16 protein-coding genes and 1 pseudogene are annotated in these 16,341 nt (G+C 39.4%); 5 read left to right on the top strand and 12 right to left on the bottom strand.

Translation table 11 applies throughout. The annotated features are described in order from the left end of the window. Positions 1–23: 23 nt before the first annotated feature. From MTF67_RS05925 to MTF67_RS05910, 4 genes are all read right to left on the bottom strand, one after another. Positions 24–1,535, bottom strand: coding sequence for a restriction endonuclease subunit S (locus tag MTF67_RS05925; protein WP_248518980.1), 1,512 nt, complete (start codon positions 1,533–1,535; stop codon positions 24–26). Continuing rightward, positions 1,525–3,138 carry a class I SAM-dependent DNA methyltransferase gene (locus tag MTF67_RS05920; protein WP_248518979.1) on the bottom strand — a complete coding sequence of 538 codons (1,614 nt, stop codon included), beginning with the start codon at positions 3,136–3,138 and terminating at the stop codon, positions 1,525–1,527. Before MTF67_RS05920 ends, MTF67_RS05925 begins: the two co-directional genes overlap by 11 nt. A 152-nt stretch (positions 3,139–3,290) precedes the next feature. Then, positions 3,291–3,761 carry a hypothetical protein gene (locus MTF67_RS05915; protein WP_154945483.1) on the bottom strand — a complete coding sequence of 157 codons (471 nt, stop codon included), beginning with the start codon at positions 3,759–3,761 and terminating at the stop codon, positions 3,291–3,293. A gap of 58 nt (positions 3,762–3,819) precedes the next feature. Further along, complete coding sequence (locus MTF67_RS05910) at positions 3,820–4,125, bottom strand: helix-turn-helix transcriptional regulator (protein ID WP_348983486.1); 306 nt, start codon at positions 4,123–4,125, stop codon at positions 3,820–3,822. Between the two features lie 105 nt (positions 4,126–4,230). Here MTF67_RS05910 and MTF67_RS05905 point away from each other — a divergent pair, with 105 nt between their 5' ends. Beyond that, on the top strand, positions 4,231–4,803 hold the full coding sequence (locus MTF67_RS05905) for a hypothetical protein (RefSeq protein WP_154945482.1): 573 nt from the start codon (positions 4,231–4,233) through the stop codon (positions 4,801–4,803). A gap of 411 nt (positions 4,804–5,214) precedes the next feature. Here the strand turns inward: MTF67_RS05905 and MTF67_RS05900 are convergent, their stop codons facing one another. After that, on the bottom strand, positions 5,215–5,820 hold the full coding sequence (locus MTF67_RS05900; RefSeq protein WP_248518977.1) for a TetR/AcrR family transcriptional regulator: 606 nt from the start codon (positions 5,818–5,820) through the stop codon (positions 5,215–5,217). Positions 5,821–5,920: 100 nt separating this feature from the next. Here MTF67_RS05900 and MTF67_RS05895 point away from each other — a divergent pair, with 100 nt between their 5' ends. After that, positions 5,921–6,937 carry an aldehyde reductase gene (locus MTF67_RS05895; protein WP_248518976.1) on the top strand — a complete coding sequence of 339 codons (1,017 nt, stop codon included), beginning with the start codon at positions 5,921–5,923 and terminating at the stop codon, positions 6,935–6,937. Positions 6,938–7,465: 528 nt separating this feature from the next. Here MTF67_RS05895 and MTF67_RS05890 read toward each other — a convergent pair. Then, positions 7,466–7,831, bottom strand: a complete 366-nt coding sequence (locus tag MTF67_RS05890; protein ID WP_248518975.1) for a hypothetical protein — start codon at positions 7,829–7,831, stop codon at positions 7,466–7,468. A 44-nt stretch (positions 7,832–7,875) separates the two neighbouring features. Next, positions 7,876–8,766 (bottom strand): oxidoreductase, encoded by an 891-nt coding sequence (locus MTF67_RS05885; protein ID WP_248518974.1) that lies wholly within the window; start codon positions 8,764–8,766, stop codon positions 7,876–7,878. A gap of 291 nt (positions 8,767–9,057) precedes the next feature. Between MTF67_RS05885 and MTF67_RS05880 the strand changes: the two genes are divergently transcribed. Next, on the top strand, positions 9,058–9,975 hold the full coding sequence (locus MTF67_RS05880; RefSeq protein ID WP_248518973.1) for a response regulator transcription factor: 918 nt from the start codon (positions 9,058–9,060) through the stop codon (positions 9,973–9,975). Between the two features lie 462 nt (positions 9,976–10,437). On the opposite strand, the gene MTF67_RS05875 is transcribed toward MTF67_RS05880, so the two are convergent. The 3 genes from MTF67_RS05875 to MTF67_RS05865 form a co-directional block, all read right to left on the bottom strand. Next, on the bottom strand, positions 10,438–10,800 hold the full coding sequence (locus MTF67_RS05875) for an MmcQ/YjbR family DNA-binding protein (RefSeq protein ID WP_248518972.1): 363 nt from the start codon (positions 10,798–10,800) through the stop codon (positions 10,438–10,440). Between the two features lie 85 nt (positions 10,801–10,885). Beyond that, positions 10,886–11,269 carry a hypothetical protein gene (locus MTF67_RS05870; RefSeq protein WP_248518971.1) on the bottom strand — a complete coding sequence of 128 codons (384 nt, stop codon included), beginning with the start codon at positions 11,267–11,269 and terminating at the stop codon, positions 10,886–10,888. 445 nt (positions 11,270–11,714) lie between these two features. Continuing rightward, entirely contained in the window at positions 11,715–12,317 is a 603-nt protein-coding gene (locus MTF67_RS05865; RefSeq protein ID WP_248518970.1) for a TetR/AcrR family transcriptional regulator, read from the bottom strand. Between the two features lie 196 nt (positions 12,318–12,513). On the opposite strand from MTF67_RS05865, the gene MTF67_RS05860 reads away from it, so the two are divergent. Continuing rightward, positions 12,514–13,419 (top strand): haloalkane dehalogenase, encoded by a 906-nt coding sequence (locus tag MTF67_RS05860; RefSeq protein WP_248518969.1) that lies wholly within the window; start codon positions 12,514–12,516, stop codon positions 13,417–13,419. A 267-nt stretch (positions 13,420–13,686) separates the two neighbouring features. Here the strand turns inward: MTF67_RS05860 and MTF67_RS05855 are convergent, their stop codons facing one another. Next, complete coding sequence (locus MTF67_RS05855) at positions 13,687–14,499, bottom strand: ion transporter (RefSeq protein ID WP_248518968.1); 813 nt, start codon at positions 14,497–14,499, stop codon at positions 13,687–13,689. A gap of 255 nt (positions 14,500–14,754) precedes the next feature. On the opposite strand from MTF67_RS05855, the pseudogene MTF67_RS05850 reads away from it, so the two are divergent. After that, a pseudogene (locus MTF67_RS05850) lies at positions 14,755–14,997 on the top strand (ion transporter); the annotation flags it as partial. Positions 14,998–15,049: 52 nt separating this feature from the next. Here MTF67_RS05850 and MTF67_RS05845 read toward each other — a convergent pair. Continuing rightward, positions 15,050–16,165 carry a DUF748 domain-containing protein gene (locus MTF67_RS05845; RefSeq protein ID WP_039037360.1) on the bottom strand — a complete coding sequence of 372 codons (1,116 nt, stop codon included), beginning with the start codon at positions 16,163–16,165 and terminating at the stop codon, positions 15,050–15,052. Positions 16,166–16,341 lie beyond the last annotated feature (176 nt).

Here is a 16,341-nt window from a genome sequence, read left to right as displayed (position 1 = left end):
CTTTAAACGCTTAGCTAAGGTTATTAATCTACTATTTTTTCATCAGTGGTTACATCGGGTATTTGTACTTCACCAGAGATAAGTTTGGGTAATAGAGTATCGCGGAGTTTTGTTAAGTATCTATTTTGTTGTTCATTTTTTGCAACTTTAGCCATAAATTTTCCAATGCTAGATTCAAATGTATCCAAAATTTTATTATTTGAGTAGATGCAATATGTATTCGCGACATCTTCAGGCTTAATTGCAGGGTAAGCAGCACCATCTGCAATGCGCGTAAACTCTTGAATGCAATCATCATTAGTTAGAGAAAAATATGCAAAAGCTCTACAATTTTGATTGTTTGCTCTAACTACTGCAAAGCCTGTACTACCCGTTAAATTTTCTTCATTTACATAAGCAAAAGATCTATTTGCAGGTCTAACTACACCAATGATTGTGTCATGCGGTCGCAAAACTCTTCTGGCCCGGCTTGGTGCTTCAGAAAAACTATACTCTATAGTTTCCCCCACAGCTCCATTTTTAGCATTAGCCAAATCAACATATTTAACTACCTGCGGTGCATTTTTTTTAGTCCACGATTCTGGATTTATTCTACATATTTCATCAATAGTTTTTGCTTCCCAGCCCTTTGGTATCCAGCCTAGTTGTTCGTTGTGCTCGAACTCATTGGGGAAGTGAGCGTGGGTGTTGGCGTGTTGCGTCAATATATTAGGGTTGGTGTTAAAGTTTGCTTTAACGGGTGTTTCAGTGCCTTTCTCTGCTTCTTTTGTTGGTAACTGTGCTTGTAGATCGTGAGCGAGTGCAATGAGTGATGCTTTGCATTCTGTCGCATTTTCTAAACTGTTCAGTGCCGCTAAGCGACGCTGCGCTTTTTGTTTTAACTCGTCAGGCAGACTAGTTTCAAGGTTTTCTAACTTAAAATCCACGCTGGCAAGGAGGTTGTCGAACACAGGATCAAAGTCAACAAACCAACTTTTAAACAACGCCTGCGCCATTTGTTCGAGGGTTTGGTTGGTTTTTTGGTTTAAATGAATTTTGCTGTCTAATGAATAAAGAATGTCAGCAATACGTTTTTGCTCTTCTACAGCAGGGATTGAAAATTTAAGTCGCTCAAATGTTGCTAGATTAATATTATCTTGGACAGAACCTATAGCTTCTCTCTGTAGTTGTTTTTTCAAATATCTAAAATGATATTCAACAAATCGTACATCACACTTTTTTTCATCAGCAACAAAGCCAATTACACTATCAGGAAAGCATGCTGGATATGTTAAAATTCCAGTTTCAGCGATATTAGCTGCAATAGTTATACACATAGTATTAGTTGGCCATAAACGGCTTTGCGCCAAACCCGCTTCACTATATGTTTGTGAATGAGAGGTTACCAATCCACCTGAAGCCTTAATGTCACCCGTTTGAACAAATGGATATTTACCACCATATAAATGTTCTGCGTATCTAGGCCTATGCCTAGATTTTCCTCTAGCAACTTCACCTAAATCATTTAGTCCTACTTTTTTCCAATCACTCCCCATAACCCAGCGCCTCCAAGTTTTTACGGATAGCTTTATCAAGCTCATCGCTTTGGCTCATTTGGCTATAAAGTGTTTGGCTAAGTTCGCTCATTTTAGTCTCAAACGGAATGCCGTCGTCTGCAATGTCAGCAGCACCTACATAGCGCCCTGGGGTCAATACGTAGTCGTTCGCTTTTATATCGGCAAGGGTGGCTGATTTACAGTAACCGGCAACATCTGCATATTCTTGCTCTGTATTTATGCTTAGCTCTTCACCGCGCCATATATGGTAGGTTTCGGTTATTTTAGCTATGTCGTCGTTAGTGAGCTCTTTTAGGGTACGGTTAACCATAGAGCCCATTTCGCGGGCGTCTATAAATAGCGTTTCGCCTTGGCGGTCGCGGCGCTTTAGAATGCCTTTTTCGTTATTACCGCGTTTATCTTTGCTTATAAACCATAAACACACCGGAATTTGTGTGGTGTAAAACAACTGCCCTGGTAGGGCTATCATACAATCGACTAAATCGTTTTCGATTATTTTTTGGCGAATATCGCCCTCGCCACTGGTGTTAGAACTCATTGAGCCATTAGCCAGTACAAAACCTGCGGTACCATGCTCGCTGAGTTTTGAGATCATATGCATGATCCACGCATAGTTGGCATTACCAGTAGGCGGTGTTGGGTAACCTGCCCAGCGGGCATCGTCGACTAGTTCATTATCGGCGCGCCACTGTTTTTGGTTAAACGGTGGGTTTGCCATTATGTAATCGGCTTTTAGGTCGGGGTGTTGGTCTTTAAAAAAAGTATCGCCCGCTATATCGCCTAAGTTGCCAGAAATACCGCGCACAGCAAGGTTCATTTTAGCCAGTTTATAAGTGGTGTTGGTGTACTCTTGCCCGTAAATAGACACATTTTTTTGGTTACCGTTGTGGCTATTTATAAACTTAAGCGATTGCACAAACATACCTCCCGAGCCACAACATGGGTCGTAAATTTTGCCCTCGAACGGTTCTATCATATCAGCTATGAGGGTAACAATTGACTTAGGCGTATAGAACTCGCCCCCGCCTTTACCTTCAGATGCGGCAAACTTACCTAAAAAGTATTCGTAAACACGGCCAACGAGATCTTCTTCTGTTTTTTCGTTTTGGTTGGCAATGGTGTCGATATTATTAATGGTGTCGATTAGTGCTGAGAGCTTACTGGCATCAAGCCCTAAGCGTGAAAAGTAGTTATCGGGCAATGCGCCGGCGAGTGATTTATTGTTTTTTTCTACCGCGTGCAGCGCGGTATCTATTTTAACGGCAATATCGCCTTGCTTAGCGTTGATTTGAATATATGACCAGCGTGCGTCTTCTGGGAGGTAAAACACGTTATCCATCGCGTAAAAATCGACCATGTCGATGTATTCATCACCGTACTCAGCAACGATAGCCTTTTTACGCACTTCAAATTTATCACTAATAAATTTAAGAAAGATTAAGCTTAAAACAATGTGCTTATATTCGGCTGACTCAACACTTCCGCGCAGTTTATTGGCGGCGTCCCAAAGGGACTCTTCAAACCCGACTTGTGTTTTTTTTGTGGCTTTTTTAGTTGCAGGCTTTTTTGATGCAGCGTCCATGTGGTCTCTCTTTGCAAGAATATCAATATAATTATTGGCTTATCATACCGCAAAGGTCGTGGTTTTTTGAGCGTTAATTAGTAATAAATTGGTATTAAAAAGAAAGGTGTAATATTACTGCTAGGTAGAAATAATACACATGGGCGACTAAATTACTTTTCTTCATAGCCCTTAGCTGAAGAAATGACCCATGAATACTCAGAGCCATTTCCAGCTGGAATTATATCAAAACCAAAGCTTTTGCTTGTTAAGGGGGGAATGTTAACCTCATCAATATAATATCTTGACGTTTTGCTTTTTCCATTCGTAGTTGTAATTTTAACTTTTAATTCTGTAACTGTAATTGATTCATTACCATTGTAAATATTGCCGGAATAATAATTTGAATAACCTAAACTTGCACGACCGGTTAAGTTTAACCGTTCTTTAACTTCAAGTTGTTTAATTTCTTTATGCGTCGTTTGCTTTTTATTTTTATCGTAACAAGACCTATGGATTAACTTAGCGCCAACATCACTTTTAACGCCTTTCATATTCTCAAGAATACATTCATCATAAGTTGCGGGCTTTCTATCACAGCCCAATAGAAATAAAGTAACTAGTATTAAAGGGATAATTCTCATAAACATCCTTATTCATATGATAAATAAACTAAAAATTTTTCTCGAATTACAAGATTTACTATTCTGATTCTAGTAGTTGAATTAGTTTTCGCTTGCCTTCTTCATCTAGCTTTTCGATTAAACACGCAAGAGTTGCGCTTTCTTCTGACTCACAAAAAAAGTAATTTACGGGAACATTTAGCTCGGTTGCTAGCTTTTTTAGAGTAGCTAAGTCGGGCATATGGCGACCCGTTTCGTAATGGTTCATTCTGCCACTGGCTGAACTTGGGTCCATCCCTATTTTAACACCTAACTCTTTTTGGCTTATCTTCATTCGCTTTCGAGCCTCTTTAAGACGCTCTGTAAAAAAGGATTTAACCTGCACCGTTGCTTCATCTTGGTAACTCTCACATTTAAATGATTGTCTAGCTTTTACATGAGCATGTATACTTAGGAATCCTAAGTTTATGGTTGATAGTAAGGTTTAGCAATGATTAAGAAAGCGAATATGAATGTATTTTTACATTTTCTCTTGGTAATCAAGCAGATGGATAAATTTACTGTAACAGAAGCTAAAGAGGGGTTATTACGTGAACAGCCTACGTTTACCGATGCGGTAGAAACCCGAAAGTTTATATATCGTCAATTAACTCGCAATGTTGCAAAAGGACTTTTAAAACGAACCAACAAATTAAACAAGGGAGTTAAGGAAGTTATTTATTCAAAAACAGAGCTATTTCTGAGCTTGGAAATAGTGCCGATTTCAAGAGGAAGTAGAACAAGCGAAATAAATACCCTCAAAAATGTCTCGACCGAAAAAGTTAAGGTTATTGAATACCAAGAAGAGCTTCAAAGAGATTTATCAATGCACGAGGTTGATTTAAAAATAGTGCTTGAAGAAGCTAAAGAGTACAAGCGTCTTTCATTACATTACCCGGAGTTATATGAAAAACTTAAACAGCATCATACTCAGGCTAAGAAGAAATCGATTAAATTACTTGGCAAAATAAATGCTTTGCAGACTTTACTGGATAATAAAATAACAGAAAAGCAGCCACATTAATGGCTTGGCTAACAGTCTGCTTATCGGCAGTTAAAAACATTATTCTTAAAACTATAAACACTTTTTTTGTTTGGCTACACCGATGATCAAACACACAAAAGGTGGGATTGTTGCACAGCGTGAGATTTATGACCGATTTAAAGTAGCAAAAATGGCTTTTTAATTGAACAAGCTATTCGAATATCTCAAATTAGAATCAGGATAATACCTAGACAACAATGTGTAAATAACCACCGTCGGCTGAGTGCCAAAAGCAGACCTTTACTTTTGTTTGATGCCTACATTTCTTAGCGAATACTCAAGTGAATACTTAACTTTTTACCCACTTATTTCGATATTATCATATATAGCGATTATGACTATGTAACCTAAATATCAGCCATAGTATTTAGATTACTTGCTTGTTCACTGTCATAGAACAGAGAGTGCAACCTGTAATATAGCCCTAACATCCTCACTAGTTTCGCCCTTCATCATCTGTGATTGAGCAAAACTGATTTGGGCATAAATATAGACCGCAGCAAATCTGCTATCCATATCCATCATTTTAAACTCACCTTTTTCTTTTGCCGCATCAACCCATTGTTCGAATGCTTTAATGACACTTTCATAAGTTTTATCAATTTGCTCGATTGTGAACTCACCTAAGCTCAAGCGCGACTCTTTCATATTCGCAAACAAGCACCCTTTGGGCATTTCAGAAGTTTCATCTGCACTCGTACTATAGAGTGCCAGATTTTTTAGCGTGTCGTTGAATAGAGCGTCCAAGCTCAAAACGCTTAGCATTGGACTGAGTATTGTATTGTTATAACGCTCTAGTACAGCTTGCATCAAGCCATCTTCCCCGCCAAATTCGCGATAGATGCTTGGCTTAGATACACCTGCCAATTTACATAACTCATTAATCGATACCTGATTGATACCGAGTTTCCAGTAACTTTCTTGGGCAATATCTAACACATGGTTACGGTCGAATTTTTTAGGGCGACCACGTGATGCTTTTTTTTCTTTACTCATATTTTAGTACCAGCCGGTATTTTATTGTTGACAACTAAATAACTGGCCATTAAGATACCATGCAGTATTTAATTAATCAAGAAACTTAAAGGCACCCACTATGACAAAACAAATCGTTTTACTGACTGGTATTTCAGGCTTTATTGGTCTTCATATTGCGAAACAACTTTTAGACCAAGGCTTTCATGTTCGTGGCTCTGTTCGTAATTTAAGAAAATCACAGAGCATCAAAAATACACTAGAGAAAGCATCGACTAATGTGAGCGAGTTGTCATTTGTTGAATTAGACCTGACTTCTGATAAAGGATGGGATAACGCTGCTGAAGGTTGTGATTATGTTATGCATGTTGCTTCTCCGTTTGCAGCCGCTGAACCAAAACATGAAGACGATATGATAAAACCTGCTGTCGATGGCTCACTTCGAGCACTTCGAGCGGCTAAAAATGCAGGAGTTAAGCGAGTTGTATTAACCAGCTCAGCCCTGACAATGATGGCGACAATGAAAACTGGCACAATTGGGCCTGATGATTGGGCTGATACTAACTCTAAAGACATTGGCACCTACGCTAAAAGCAAGACATTAGCAGAACAAGCGGCATGGCAATTCATGGAAAAACAAAATTCTGCTATGGAACTTGTTACTGTCAACCCTGGTGGCGTATTTGGTCCGGCATTAGGTGATGACATTAGTGGACAATCGATGTCTACGGTTGACCAAATGTTACGCGGGAAAATTCCAATGGTCGCCAATGTTGCTATTCCGATGGTTGATGTTCGTGATGTGGCAAACGCCCATGTAAAAGCGATGACAAATGATCAGGCTGCGGGCCATCGTATTATTGCTTCTCGCTCAGAAGCAACTCATCTTAAAGAGATTGCAAAAATACTGAAAGAGCATGGTTACAAAGGCCCAAGCACACGTGTTGCTCCTAACTTTTTACTACGCTTTATGTCTCTTTTTGATAAAGAAGCAAAAGGCATGGTGAGTTTCCTAGATATGAATATCCGTGCAGACAATAGCAAAGCACTAGAGCTATTTGATTGGACACCTCGCCCATTTTCAGAAACCATACTTGATGCTGCAAAATCGATTATAAAGATTCAGAGAAATTCATAATCCACGGTTCCAATAAAGCACTCGATAATCACCGTTGACTTGTGCTCAAAAGTCACAGCCTAGAGAGAGCTATTGACCTTTTATCATCACATGCGAGAGCGCTCAAAGTTATTAGTTTTGGGCGTTTCCTTTAAAACTTGGCTTTGATTAATTGAGCTTTAAATTACCTTATGCAGCATTAGAATTAGTTTTCAATGCCTGCGATTAATGAAGTTTTTTTAGAAATAGAGTAGCTAATAAAATAAAGGAGCAAATAATTCTATTAAGGTCCGCTTCTCGCTCATTGACGAAGTTCGGCTCAGTGCCATGAGCGGACACTCATTGTTAACTCGTTTCTGCCCCATTCGGTGTTAACGCAATTACTCAGAGGCAGACCGTGCCACTGGAATCATAGTATTTTTGCTTATGACTGACGGTTGAGGGGCGTTGCTATGAAGCTTACATTTTCTTGCAAAAACGGAATTCCTAAACTGAAACGATCGTCTACATTGTTGTGGATATTCGCTGGCAAGTATATCTCGCAACTCGCTATGTGTGTTGCTTGGCATACCAAAAACCGAAACCAATGACCATTACTAGCTCAACTGCAACCCACATCCAATGCCGTGCTACGGAGCCATTAAGGAAAATCCCCATTACGCGTGCAACCAAAGCTCCCAAGGTCAATGTCATGCCGAGTGCAGCAGCAGTAAATAAGTATGGGGTAATTTGATGATGAAACATGAGCAGCATACCTACTCCCATTAGAAAGCCCCACCGAACTCTTCGTTCAACAGCTTGGAAGGTATCCTCAGGGATGGGTTTATTACTCACTAGCTCAGGGTTATAGCTGAGTATTCCCCCTAATAATAAAATGATAAAACCCACCACCTGTAAAATTATTTTATTGTCCATAAATACCCTTAAACGTACGTAGCACAATGCTCTTGTATAATCATTTAATATTTGATGCCTGTTATTTCTTCAGATAGCGTCCAAAGCTTTTGCGCCGCGTCGGCATCATGTGACCGCTTGCTTGAATCGACCTTGATTGGTGCGCCGTGCAATTCAAAAAAATCTTTCGGGCCGAAAAAATCACCCGAATACGCACTCCCGTCTGTTGCGGCTCTCAGCGTTGGCAATGCTCCCATTTCTTTGCTCTGGCCGAAAAAACTATTTAAAAATTTCACAAAGCCACGCTGAAGCCCTGATGTCGTCCATCCTGGATGAGCGGCTGTAACCATAGGATTGCAACCTTGTGATTTAAGTCGTCTTTTCAGCTCATAGGCAAAGTAGAGATTTGCCAACTTGCTATCTGCGTATGCCGTAAAATTGCAGTATTTTCGTTTTTCCCAATTCAGATCATCCAAATCGATCTTAGAGGCCTTATGAGCGCCAGCGGAAACGACAACCACGCGGGAGTCTGGTGTTTTCTTGAGTGTCTCGATTAAATGACCAACTAATGCAAAGTGACCTAAATGATTCGTACCCATCAGAATTTCAAACCCGTCTTCTGTCTTGTCATAAGGGCACGCCACGCCTGCGTTGTTGATCAGCAAATCAAGTCTGTTGAACTTGGCCAAAAACAGTGAACTGAATGCTCGAATTGAACTAAGACTGGAAAGATCCAACGGCATAACCAAAATATCTGCATCTGAATAGTCAACTCGAATTTCCTCTGCAACCTTCTCGCCTTTGGATACGTTTCTAACAGCAAGTATCACAGTCGATTGTTTTTGTGCTAACACTTTAGCTGTTTCCTTGCCTATCCCGCTGGTCGCCCCAGTAACGACAGAGACTCTGCCTTTTTGATTGGGTATGTCGTCAGCACTCCAAGGTTTTCTTGACATGAATCTTCACTCCTCAAACTTTATATTGAATTAACAGTTTCGAAACAAAACATAGAGCCGATGCAATTGAATTTGACGGTTTCGCAATCGAAAGAGGAATTTTAGGAGGTATGGTCAAAAGTAGCAGTGCACAAAACTGCAAGAGTTGTATACGAAATAACGAATGGAACTGCTTTGAAATTTTGTATACGCATAGCGACAATTTGTGCACTGATTTTTCAGTTCAATTACACCATAATGTGTTTAAGAATGAGGTTTATGCTGCTAAAGGTCACTCTGCAAGGTTAAGCAATGAAAAAATTCCATTTTGACACCATTAAAGAACTCAATGCCGTCCTTGGTATTCGTCCACCAGAGCGTCCTTTAATTGATGTAATGAAACTAAATCCAGACAGTGATGAGAATCAATTGCTCAGTGGTGACAGGATTTCACTCACCACCAGTTTCTATTCGATATCATTCAAACACATCACTTCAGGTGAGGTCATGTACGGCCGTACCAAATATGATTGTTCCAATGGGGCGATGCTTTTTATTGCCCCTGGTCAAGAGCTGACCGCTAGTGGTATCGTAATTGACTCCGTAGCTCGCACAATCTGTTTTCACCCTGATTACATTCGAGGTCACAAGCTGCACGATGAGCTTAAGCAATGTCAATTTTTTAATTATTCGGTTAACGAGGCTCTACACCTTTCGCCAAAAGAAGAACAGCATATGATCGCGATGTTTAATGCGCTTGAGGCAGAAAACAACAATACTCTAGATGCCTTTAGTAAAGACCTCATTTTATCTCAAATCAGTACGTTATTGATGTATGCCAATCGCTATTACCACCGTCAATTTATGATGCGTAAGGAGGCAGACACCTCCGTATACGATCGCTTTTCAACGCTTTTAGAGGCTCGCTTAGAAACTGTCACTCAAGAGTCTGCCGCAATCCCTAATGTAGAAAAGCTGGCTCAGGGCATGAATATGACCAGTCGATACCTAAGTGATGCCCTTAAAGCTGAAACAGGTAAGACAACCAAGGACTGGATTCATTATGCGCTAATTGATAAGTCAAAAGATCGCTTACTTTCTAGTAAGGATTCAGTAGCGACCATTGCCTACAGCCTAGGTTTTGAATACCCACAGTATTTTTCGAGATTATTTAAAAACAAAGTAGGGATGACACCTTCAGAATATCGAACAGAGAATACTCGCCATTGAAAGCTTTTATCCAGTTCTGAGCACATTGACCACCGATGACCTTTGAAATTTTAGTATACGAGTAGTTATCCGAAGAACGGGTTTTGGCCTATCTGCTCTAACAAAGTTATGTCCAGAGACGGGTTATAAATATAACTCGCCTTTGCCTCATTATGAGTTTGCGCAACAGAACAGTGTGTTTTTCATTCAGGAATACGTCCTACAATTACGAATGAGTGAGCTTGTAAAACAGCTTTCTGATTGATGTGTTCACATCAAGCTCTTAACCTTATGACTCTCGTGAAATTGCAAGTATAAGCGGGTAAAAGTAGATATACCGATCCAGCTTCATGGTTCGGCTTCTTCTTGAAATACGACCAATGACAGAAGTGTTACACGCATAGTTTAACAGTTGATGTACACACTTAATCCGCAAGCAACTTTAGCGAGCTATTATGGTTAGATCGCCCAAGTGCATTTTTATCATTGAGGTAAACCAAGCTCTGCTTGCTTTCGCTTGCTTAGCGCTGAGGAAACTATTCGATAGGATTCAGACATGTAATACTTCAGCTCTTCATCAAGCGTTCCGTCGGTATCGGTTTGCTGGATCCATTTCATCCCTCGACTAGCAAAGTATGGAGCAGGGCGGTAGCCATCATGGTTACACAAAAACTCATAATTCAGGTTCGATGCTTTGAATGTGTATGCTGTCGTGCCTCCTTTTAAAGTAAAGCCAATCGCATACACCTTTCCCCCCACCTTCCACACATGTGAGTTTCCCCATTGCATGACATAGGTTGAGGATTTTAAAGCTTCACAAAATTGATTGAATTCATCGTGTTTCATACCCCTGTATTCCTTATCTGATGCTTTTTAAGCTACTTAGCTCACTTTAGCTACATTGGCTTTATAAGTGAAAAGGCGAAAGCTTTTAAGAAGCGGACTTTCCTAAAATCAGAGACATAACTGGAATCCCCGTTATTTTTGAACTTCCGATTATGTAGATTGTGGCAGCGAGCAGATCCATTAATGAAATAGGAATAAATGCCATTGGCGCGATACCAAGCAGAGCGGCATAGCTGACAACGAAGAAGCCAAAAAGTCGAACAAGGCCATTCCAAACAATTATAGGAGCACGTCTAGGTAAATCTGAGACAGCCCAAAGTAATGCTGCCCCGATACATATTAAGAACGAAGCGAGCACAAGAGTAACAATGAATGAACTTGGCTTAGGAGAAAGAAGCTCAGGGATCATTATCCCAATCGCGATAGGAAAATTAAAAATGGCGGTAATTTGTACAAACTTCTTAAACATATATCTACTCAATCATTTGAATGTATCGGTTGACTAGGATTTATTTTGTAGTGATCAGTAAGTAATGTCAATATTTTTTAGCGATAACTACAAAATAGGTTTCACCCCTTATCCTCGTTGCAAATCAATCACACAGACTGCATGAAGAATTCGCTTATGCTATGTCATTTACCAGAACAACAAAAAAAAGAGTTTGCCCACTTACAACAAGACTCAAACGGCGATACTCACCATCACAATAAGCGACACAAACTCCTTTACCCTTTCTCTCCCCAATCAAATGAAAGGGTTGTTCGAAGTAATTCTGCATCGTTCACTAAAAAATATTTAGTTATAGCGTTGACATTACTTAGTGATCGATACGGAATTTTCACCCTGGCGTGGTTGCAACAGATATGGCGGATATTACTGGTTTAAGTGAAATGGCATCGTCACCACAATAGTATTACTGACCGCTGCTAGTCTGTATCGAATTGAGTGCGTAGTCTATGACCGATTCTGCAACTTGCTGTGACTCACCCGCTCGAATCTGAGTAGAAAGCCCATAAAGAACCGATAGCAGGTATTTTGTCTGCAGTTCTGCGGTCTCAGACTCAGTGATTACACCCTCAGATTCGATCAAGGTAGTGATCAGGTTTTGGGTTTTCAATCCAAATTGATTGATGTACACCGTCGCTTCCTCGGGAAAGGCAACGCTGTCAGACTCATTGACGCTTTTTACTAATAAACACCCCAGCGGGGTATCAGCATCTGAAAACTCTTGAATCAGCTCATAGAAACACGCTCGTAGCCTTTCTATGAAAGGCGCGTCTGAAGGCTCTGTGATATGGCGATAACACGGGTCAGCATATTGCGTGATGTAATGCGCGATCACTTCTTTGAATAGCTTCTCTTTGTTGCCAAAAGCGGCATACAAGCTAGGCGTATTGATCCCGAGCTCTGAGGTTAGATGCGCCACAGATGTAGCTGCATAACCGTTGTTCCAAAATATGCGCATTGCCTTATCGAGTGCGATCTCTCTGTCAAACGCTCTTTTTCTTCCGGCCATTACCGATGATGCTCCTACCTAAAGTATATTGATCGATAACTATTTTGTAGTATTCACTAAAAAATGTCAATTTCGTTGTTGACTTGCTTTATCGATCGGTACAGAATGCATTCTTACAATATGTATCGATCACTACAAAACATTAATGACCGTGCAGACAATTTTATGAAAACTAACCAATCTGTAGGAAAAAATAATGACGATTAAAGCATTAAGAACACCAGAAGAACGTTTTTCAGTACTCCCTGCGTTTCCTTATCAACCTAATTATGTTGATGATCTCGGAGGATATGAATCGCTGCGAATGGCGTATATTGATGAAGGTGATAAAGACTCGGAATACACGTTTCTTTGTTTGCACGGTGAACCAACATGGAGTTATCTATATCGTAAAATGATCCCAGTTTTTACTGATGCAGGTCATCGTGTTGTTGCCCCTGATTTATTCGGCTTTGGCCGCTCAGATAAGCCTATTGAAGACTCTGTGTACAACTTTGAGTTCCACAGAAACAGTCTAATTCAATTAATTGAACACTTAGATCTTAAAAATATTGTGTTGGTTTGTCAGGATTGGGGCGGGTGCCTTGGTTTGACGATACCAATGGATATGCAAGATCGTTTCAAAAAACTTATTGTGATGAACACTACTATCTCAAATGGTGAACCGCTGGCCGAAGCCGCAGTACAGTGGATGGCTTTTAATGAAACAATTTCAGAATTACCAGTAGCAGGGATCATAGCATGTGATGCTGGCGCAGCTGTCAATGTGATGGACGCAATTGCGTATGATGCGCCATTCCCTGACAAAAACTACAAAGTTGGCGTGAAACGATTCCCACAGATGATCCCAACGAATGCAGATGATGATGCGGTGAAGTATGGACTTCGTGCGATTGAGTTCTGGTCAAATGAATGGAGCGGTGAAAGCTTTATGGCGATAGGAATGAAAGATGCAATCTTAGGTGAGGCCGCCATGATGCAACTTAAAGCGGTTATCAAAGGTTGTCCTGAGCCAATGAAAATTGAAGAAGCTGGTCACTTTGTTCAAGAGTATGGTGTTGAAATAGCAGAGCAAGCTCTTGCTTCATTTACTATGAGTTAGTTGTACTCATTCAAACCTGACAGTTGTCTATAACTCGACTCGGCATCTGTCAGGTGATATCTGAAAACCAACCTCTATATATTTATCCTATCCCCAAAAGAGCCAACTAGCAGCCAACTAGGGTCAGCAGCCAACTAGGGTCAAATCTTGACTTCAGCAATGTTGACGTAATCACACCCCTATTATTTTTGTAAAATCAACAAATCAACAAATCAACGAAGGTATAAATTCAAAAAGAATATTATTGGAACTCTAACATATTTAACATCAAGGTTTAGAATCATTGCTACTGCGCTTTAATATTTGTTTTAATTCTAGAATTTCTTTATGTAAATCCTCGATTGTCGGCTTATTCAGGGCTTCTTGTTTTTCTTGACGCATCTTAGCGTGCTCATCTTCCATAACATTAACTACGATACCAATAACCATGTTTAAAAATGCAAACGCTGTAAAAAATATAAATGATAAATAAAATACCCATGACATTGGGTAAACTTCCATAGTTTCATATTGAATGTCAGTCCAGTCCTCGAACGTCATTATTCGAAAAAGTGTCAGCATTGATATAGCGATATCTCCCCATAATACAGGATTGATTTCGTTAAATATAAAACTTCCAATAGCAGCATATATATAAAAAATAATAAACATTAATAAAATAACATAACCGAGTTGAGGCATTGCTTTAATTAGTGAGTTAATAAGCACCCGTAATTCAGGAACAACAGATACCATCCTTAAAACTCTAAATACACGAACTAATCTAGCCAAAAGTGCCATTTCACTGTCATCTATTGGGATCAAACTAATTGCTACCACGAGCGTATCGAAAATATTCCAACCTTTTTTGAAAAAGTTCTTTTTATCTTCGTCTGCAACAAAACGAACTGTAATTTCAAACAAAAAAAACAAAGTTATCAATATATCAAGTATATGTGTAGCTGAAATTGCGGTATCGGGAAGCGTAAAAGTTTTAGCGCCTATTTCCAAGGCTGAAATGATTATTACTGCTACAACCGTTAGCTCAAAAGCTTTATTGTTTTTAAGGTTGTTCAACTTAATTTTTAAATTTTCGTACATTTACATCTACTAAAAGGTTGGAGTAATTTAAATTACGTGGATTATATCCTAGTTATTTGTCAACAAAAATGCTTAATGTGGTGATCTGAAGTTAGGGCTTAGATAATTTCTTTTGACTATATTTTTGAGTGTCAACGTTGACAGTGGCAATTTGAAGAAAGATTCCTCATCTCCTTTTGTGATGCGTTGTAATATGGGGGGGTCACTCACTCACCCATTGATTGTCACAAAAGAATGGGTTCTTATAAAGTGGCCATAATGTACGAAACAATGGCGGTGTATGAGCTAAGCTGGATTTACTACCTGACCTTTATATTTTTAACCGCCTTTGTATTTTTAAATATGATGGTTGGCGCAATTTTAGAAGTAATGGGTGAAGAACACCGAAATGCACGAGAAGAACAGGCCGATAACGACTCGCTTCCTGCAACACAAGGACAAGTTAACGAATTACAAGCGCAAATAGCAGAGTTAAAAACATTGCTGAGTAAAAAGTAACAGTTTAAGCCTCACAAAATATGTTTGTGGGGCTTAAAACTCAAATAGCCTGTTACTCATCTGATGTATTTTCTACTGTTTCAAACGAGATGACGTCGTCCACTTCCATTTTAAACGCCTCTAAAAACGCATTTTTTAATACTGATACCACTGCCTGAAACGTAGATATATCGGTGTTGTTTAATGTGCCGTCGATCGGTATACGCGCAGCAACTAACTCAGATTCATCATTTTCAAGTAATTCGCTGAGTATATCTATGCTGCCTTCAAAAATAGCAGTGAACAGTCCGTCGTCGTCTTTTTCTATATCTTCACGCCACGAAAAAACACTCAAGTTATAAACACCGGCCTTTGCATAGCCGTTTAAAACATTGTCTTTTGCAGCAAGCTCCATTGCCCCATCAATGCCTCCTGCTTCAATGTCAAACGGGGTGTACACTTTAAAAACCGTTTCTAGGTGTTTAACCGAAAAACGTTGAACCTCTACATTAAAGTCAAAGTTTGCTTTTTCACTAAATGGGTCTAATTGCCCTTTAAGAGACAATGCAGCTTCGCCCATTAAATCCCCTTCAACGTTTAACGAAGTCACTAAGGTTTTTGTAAGGTTTTGAGCATTGGTTATGTTTTTAATCTCTGCATTAATATTTGAGATATAGGTAGGTTTATCACCCTCGCGGGTGGCATTAACTAATGAAACCTTACCGTTATCAATAATTAATGTATCAATTGAAAAAGGGACTAAATTATTAGCAAGCCCAATCCAGGTTGTTTCGTTTTTAACTTGTTTGTTTTGCTCCATTTTATTAGGGGCTTTGTCGTAAACAACAATTTCAGGATGGGTAAATTGCATGTTAGTTACTAAATTTCCTTTTAAAAGCGCAGGCCAAGAAAGTGAAAAATTAAGTGTATCCACTGCTAATAATGGTTTTGGAGCGGATGTTGCTCCCAGAGCGTAAATGTTAACGCTATCTATAGCGTAAGCACCGCGATATAAATATAAGTCTACATCGCCAACATGCCCTTTGATCCCTTGTGTTTGTTCAAGCTGCTGATTTACGTAATATTGCACTGCATAAGGCAATGCACCTCTTAGCAAAATTAAAAATAAAACAGTAGCTATTACAACAGAAAGCCACTTATTTCGGGTATGTTTGAAAATAAAAGCCATTTTATGTCCTTGTGGTAAAACTTAGTAACTCGGTATAAGTAAAAGTTACACACGTAAAAGAACTAACTACCTAAAAAACAGCTTAACCGAGCTAAAAACAATGTAATCAATATAAATTGCAAAAGCTGTTCCAAAAAAGTAATTCATGGAAAGTGGATACGCACTAGCACTAAATA

It is taken from the genome of Pseudoalteromonas sp. 2CM32C (genome assembly GCF_023161925.1).
Lineage (GTDB): Bacteria > Pseudomonadota > Gammaproteobacteria > Enterobacterales > Alteromonadaceae > Pseudoalteromonas > Pseudoalteromonas marina.
The sequence above is the reverse complement of the archived record's forward strand: the minus strand, read 5'-3'. Positions and strand labels throughout refer to the sequence as shown.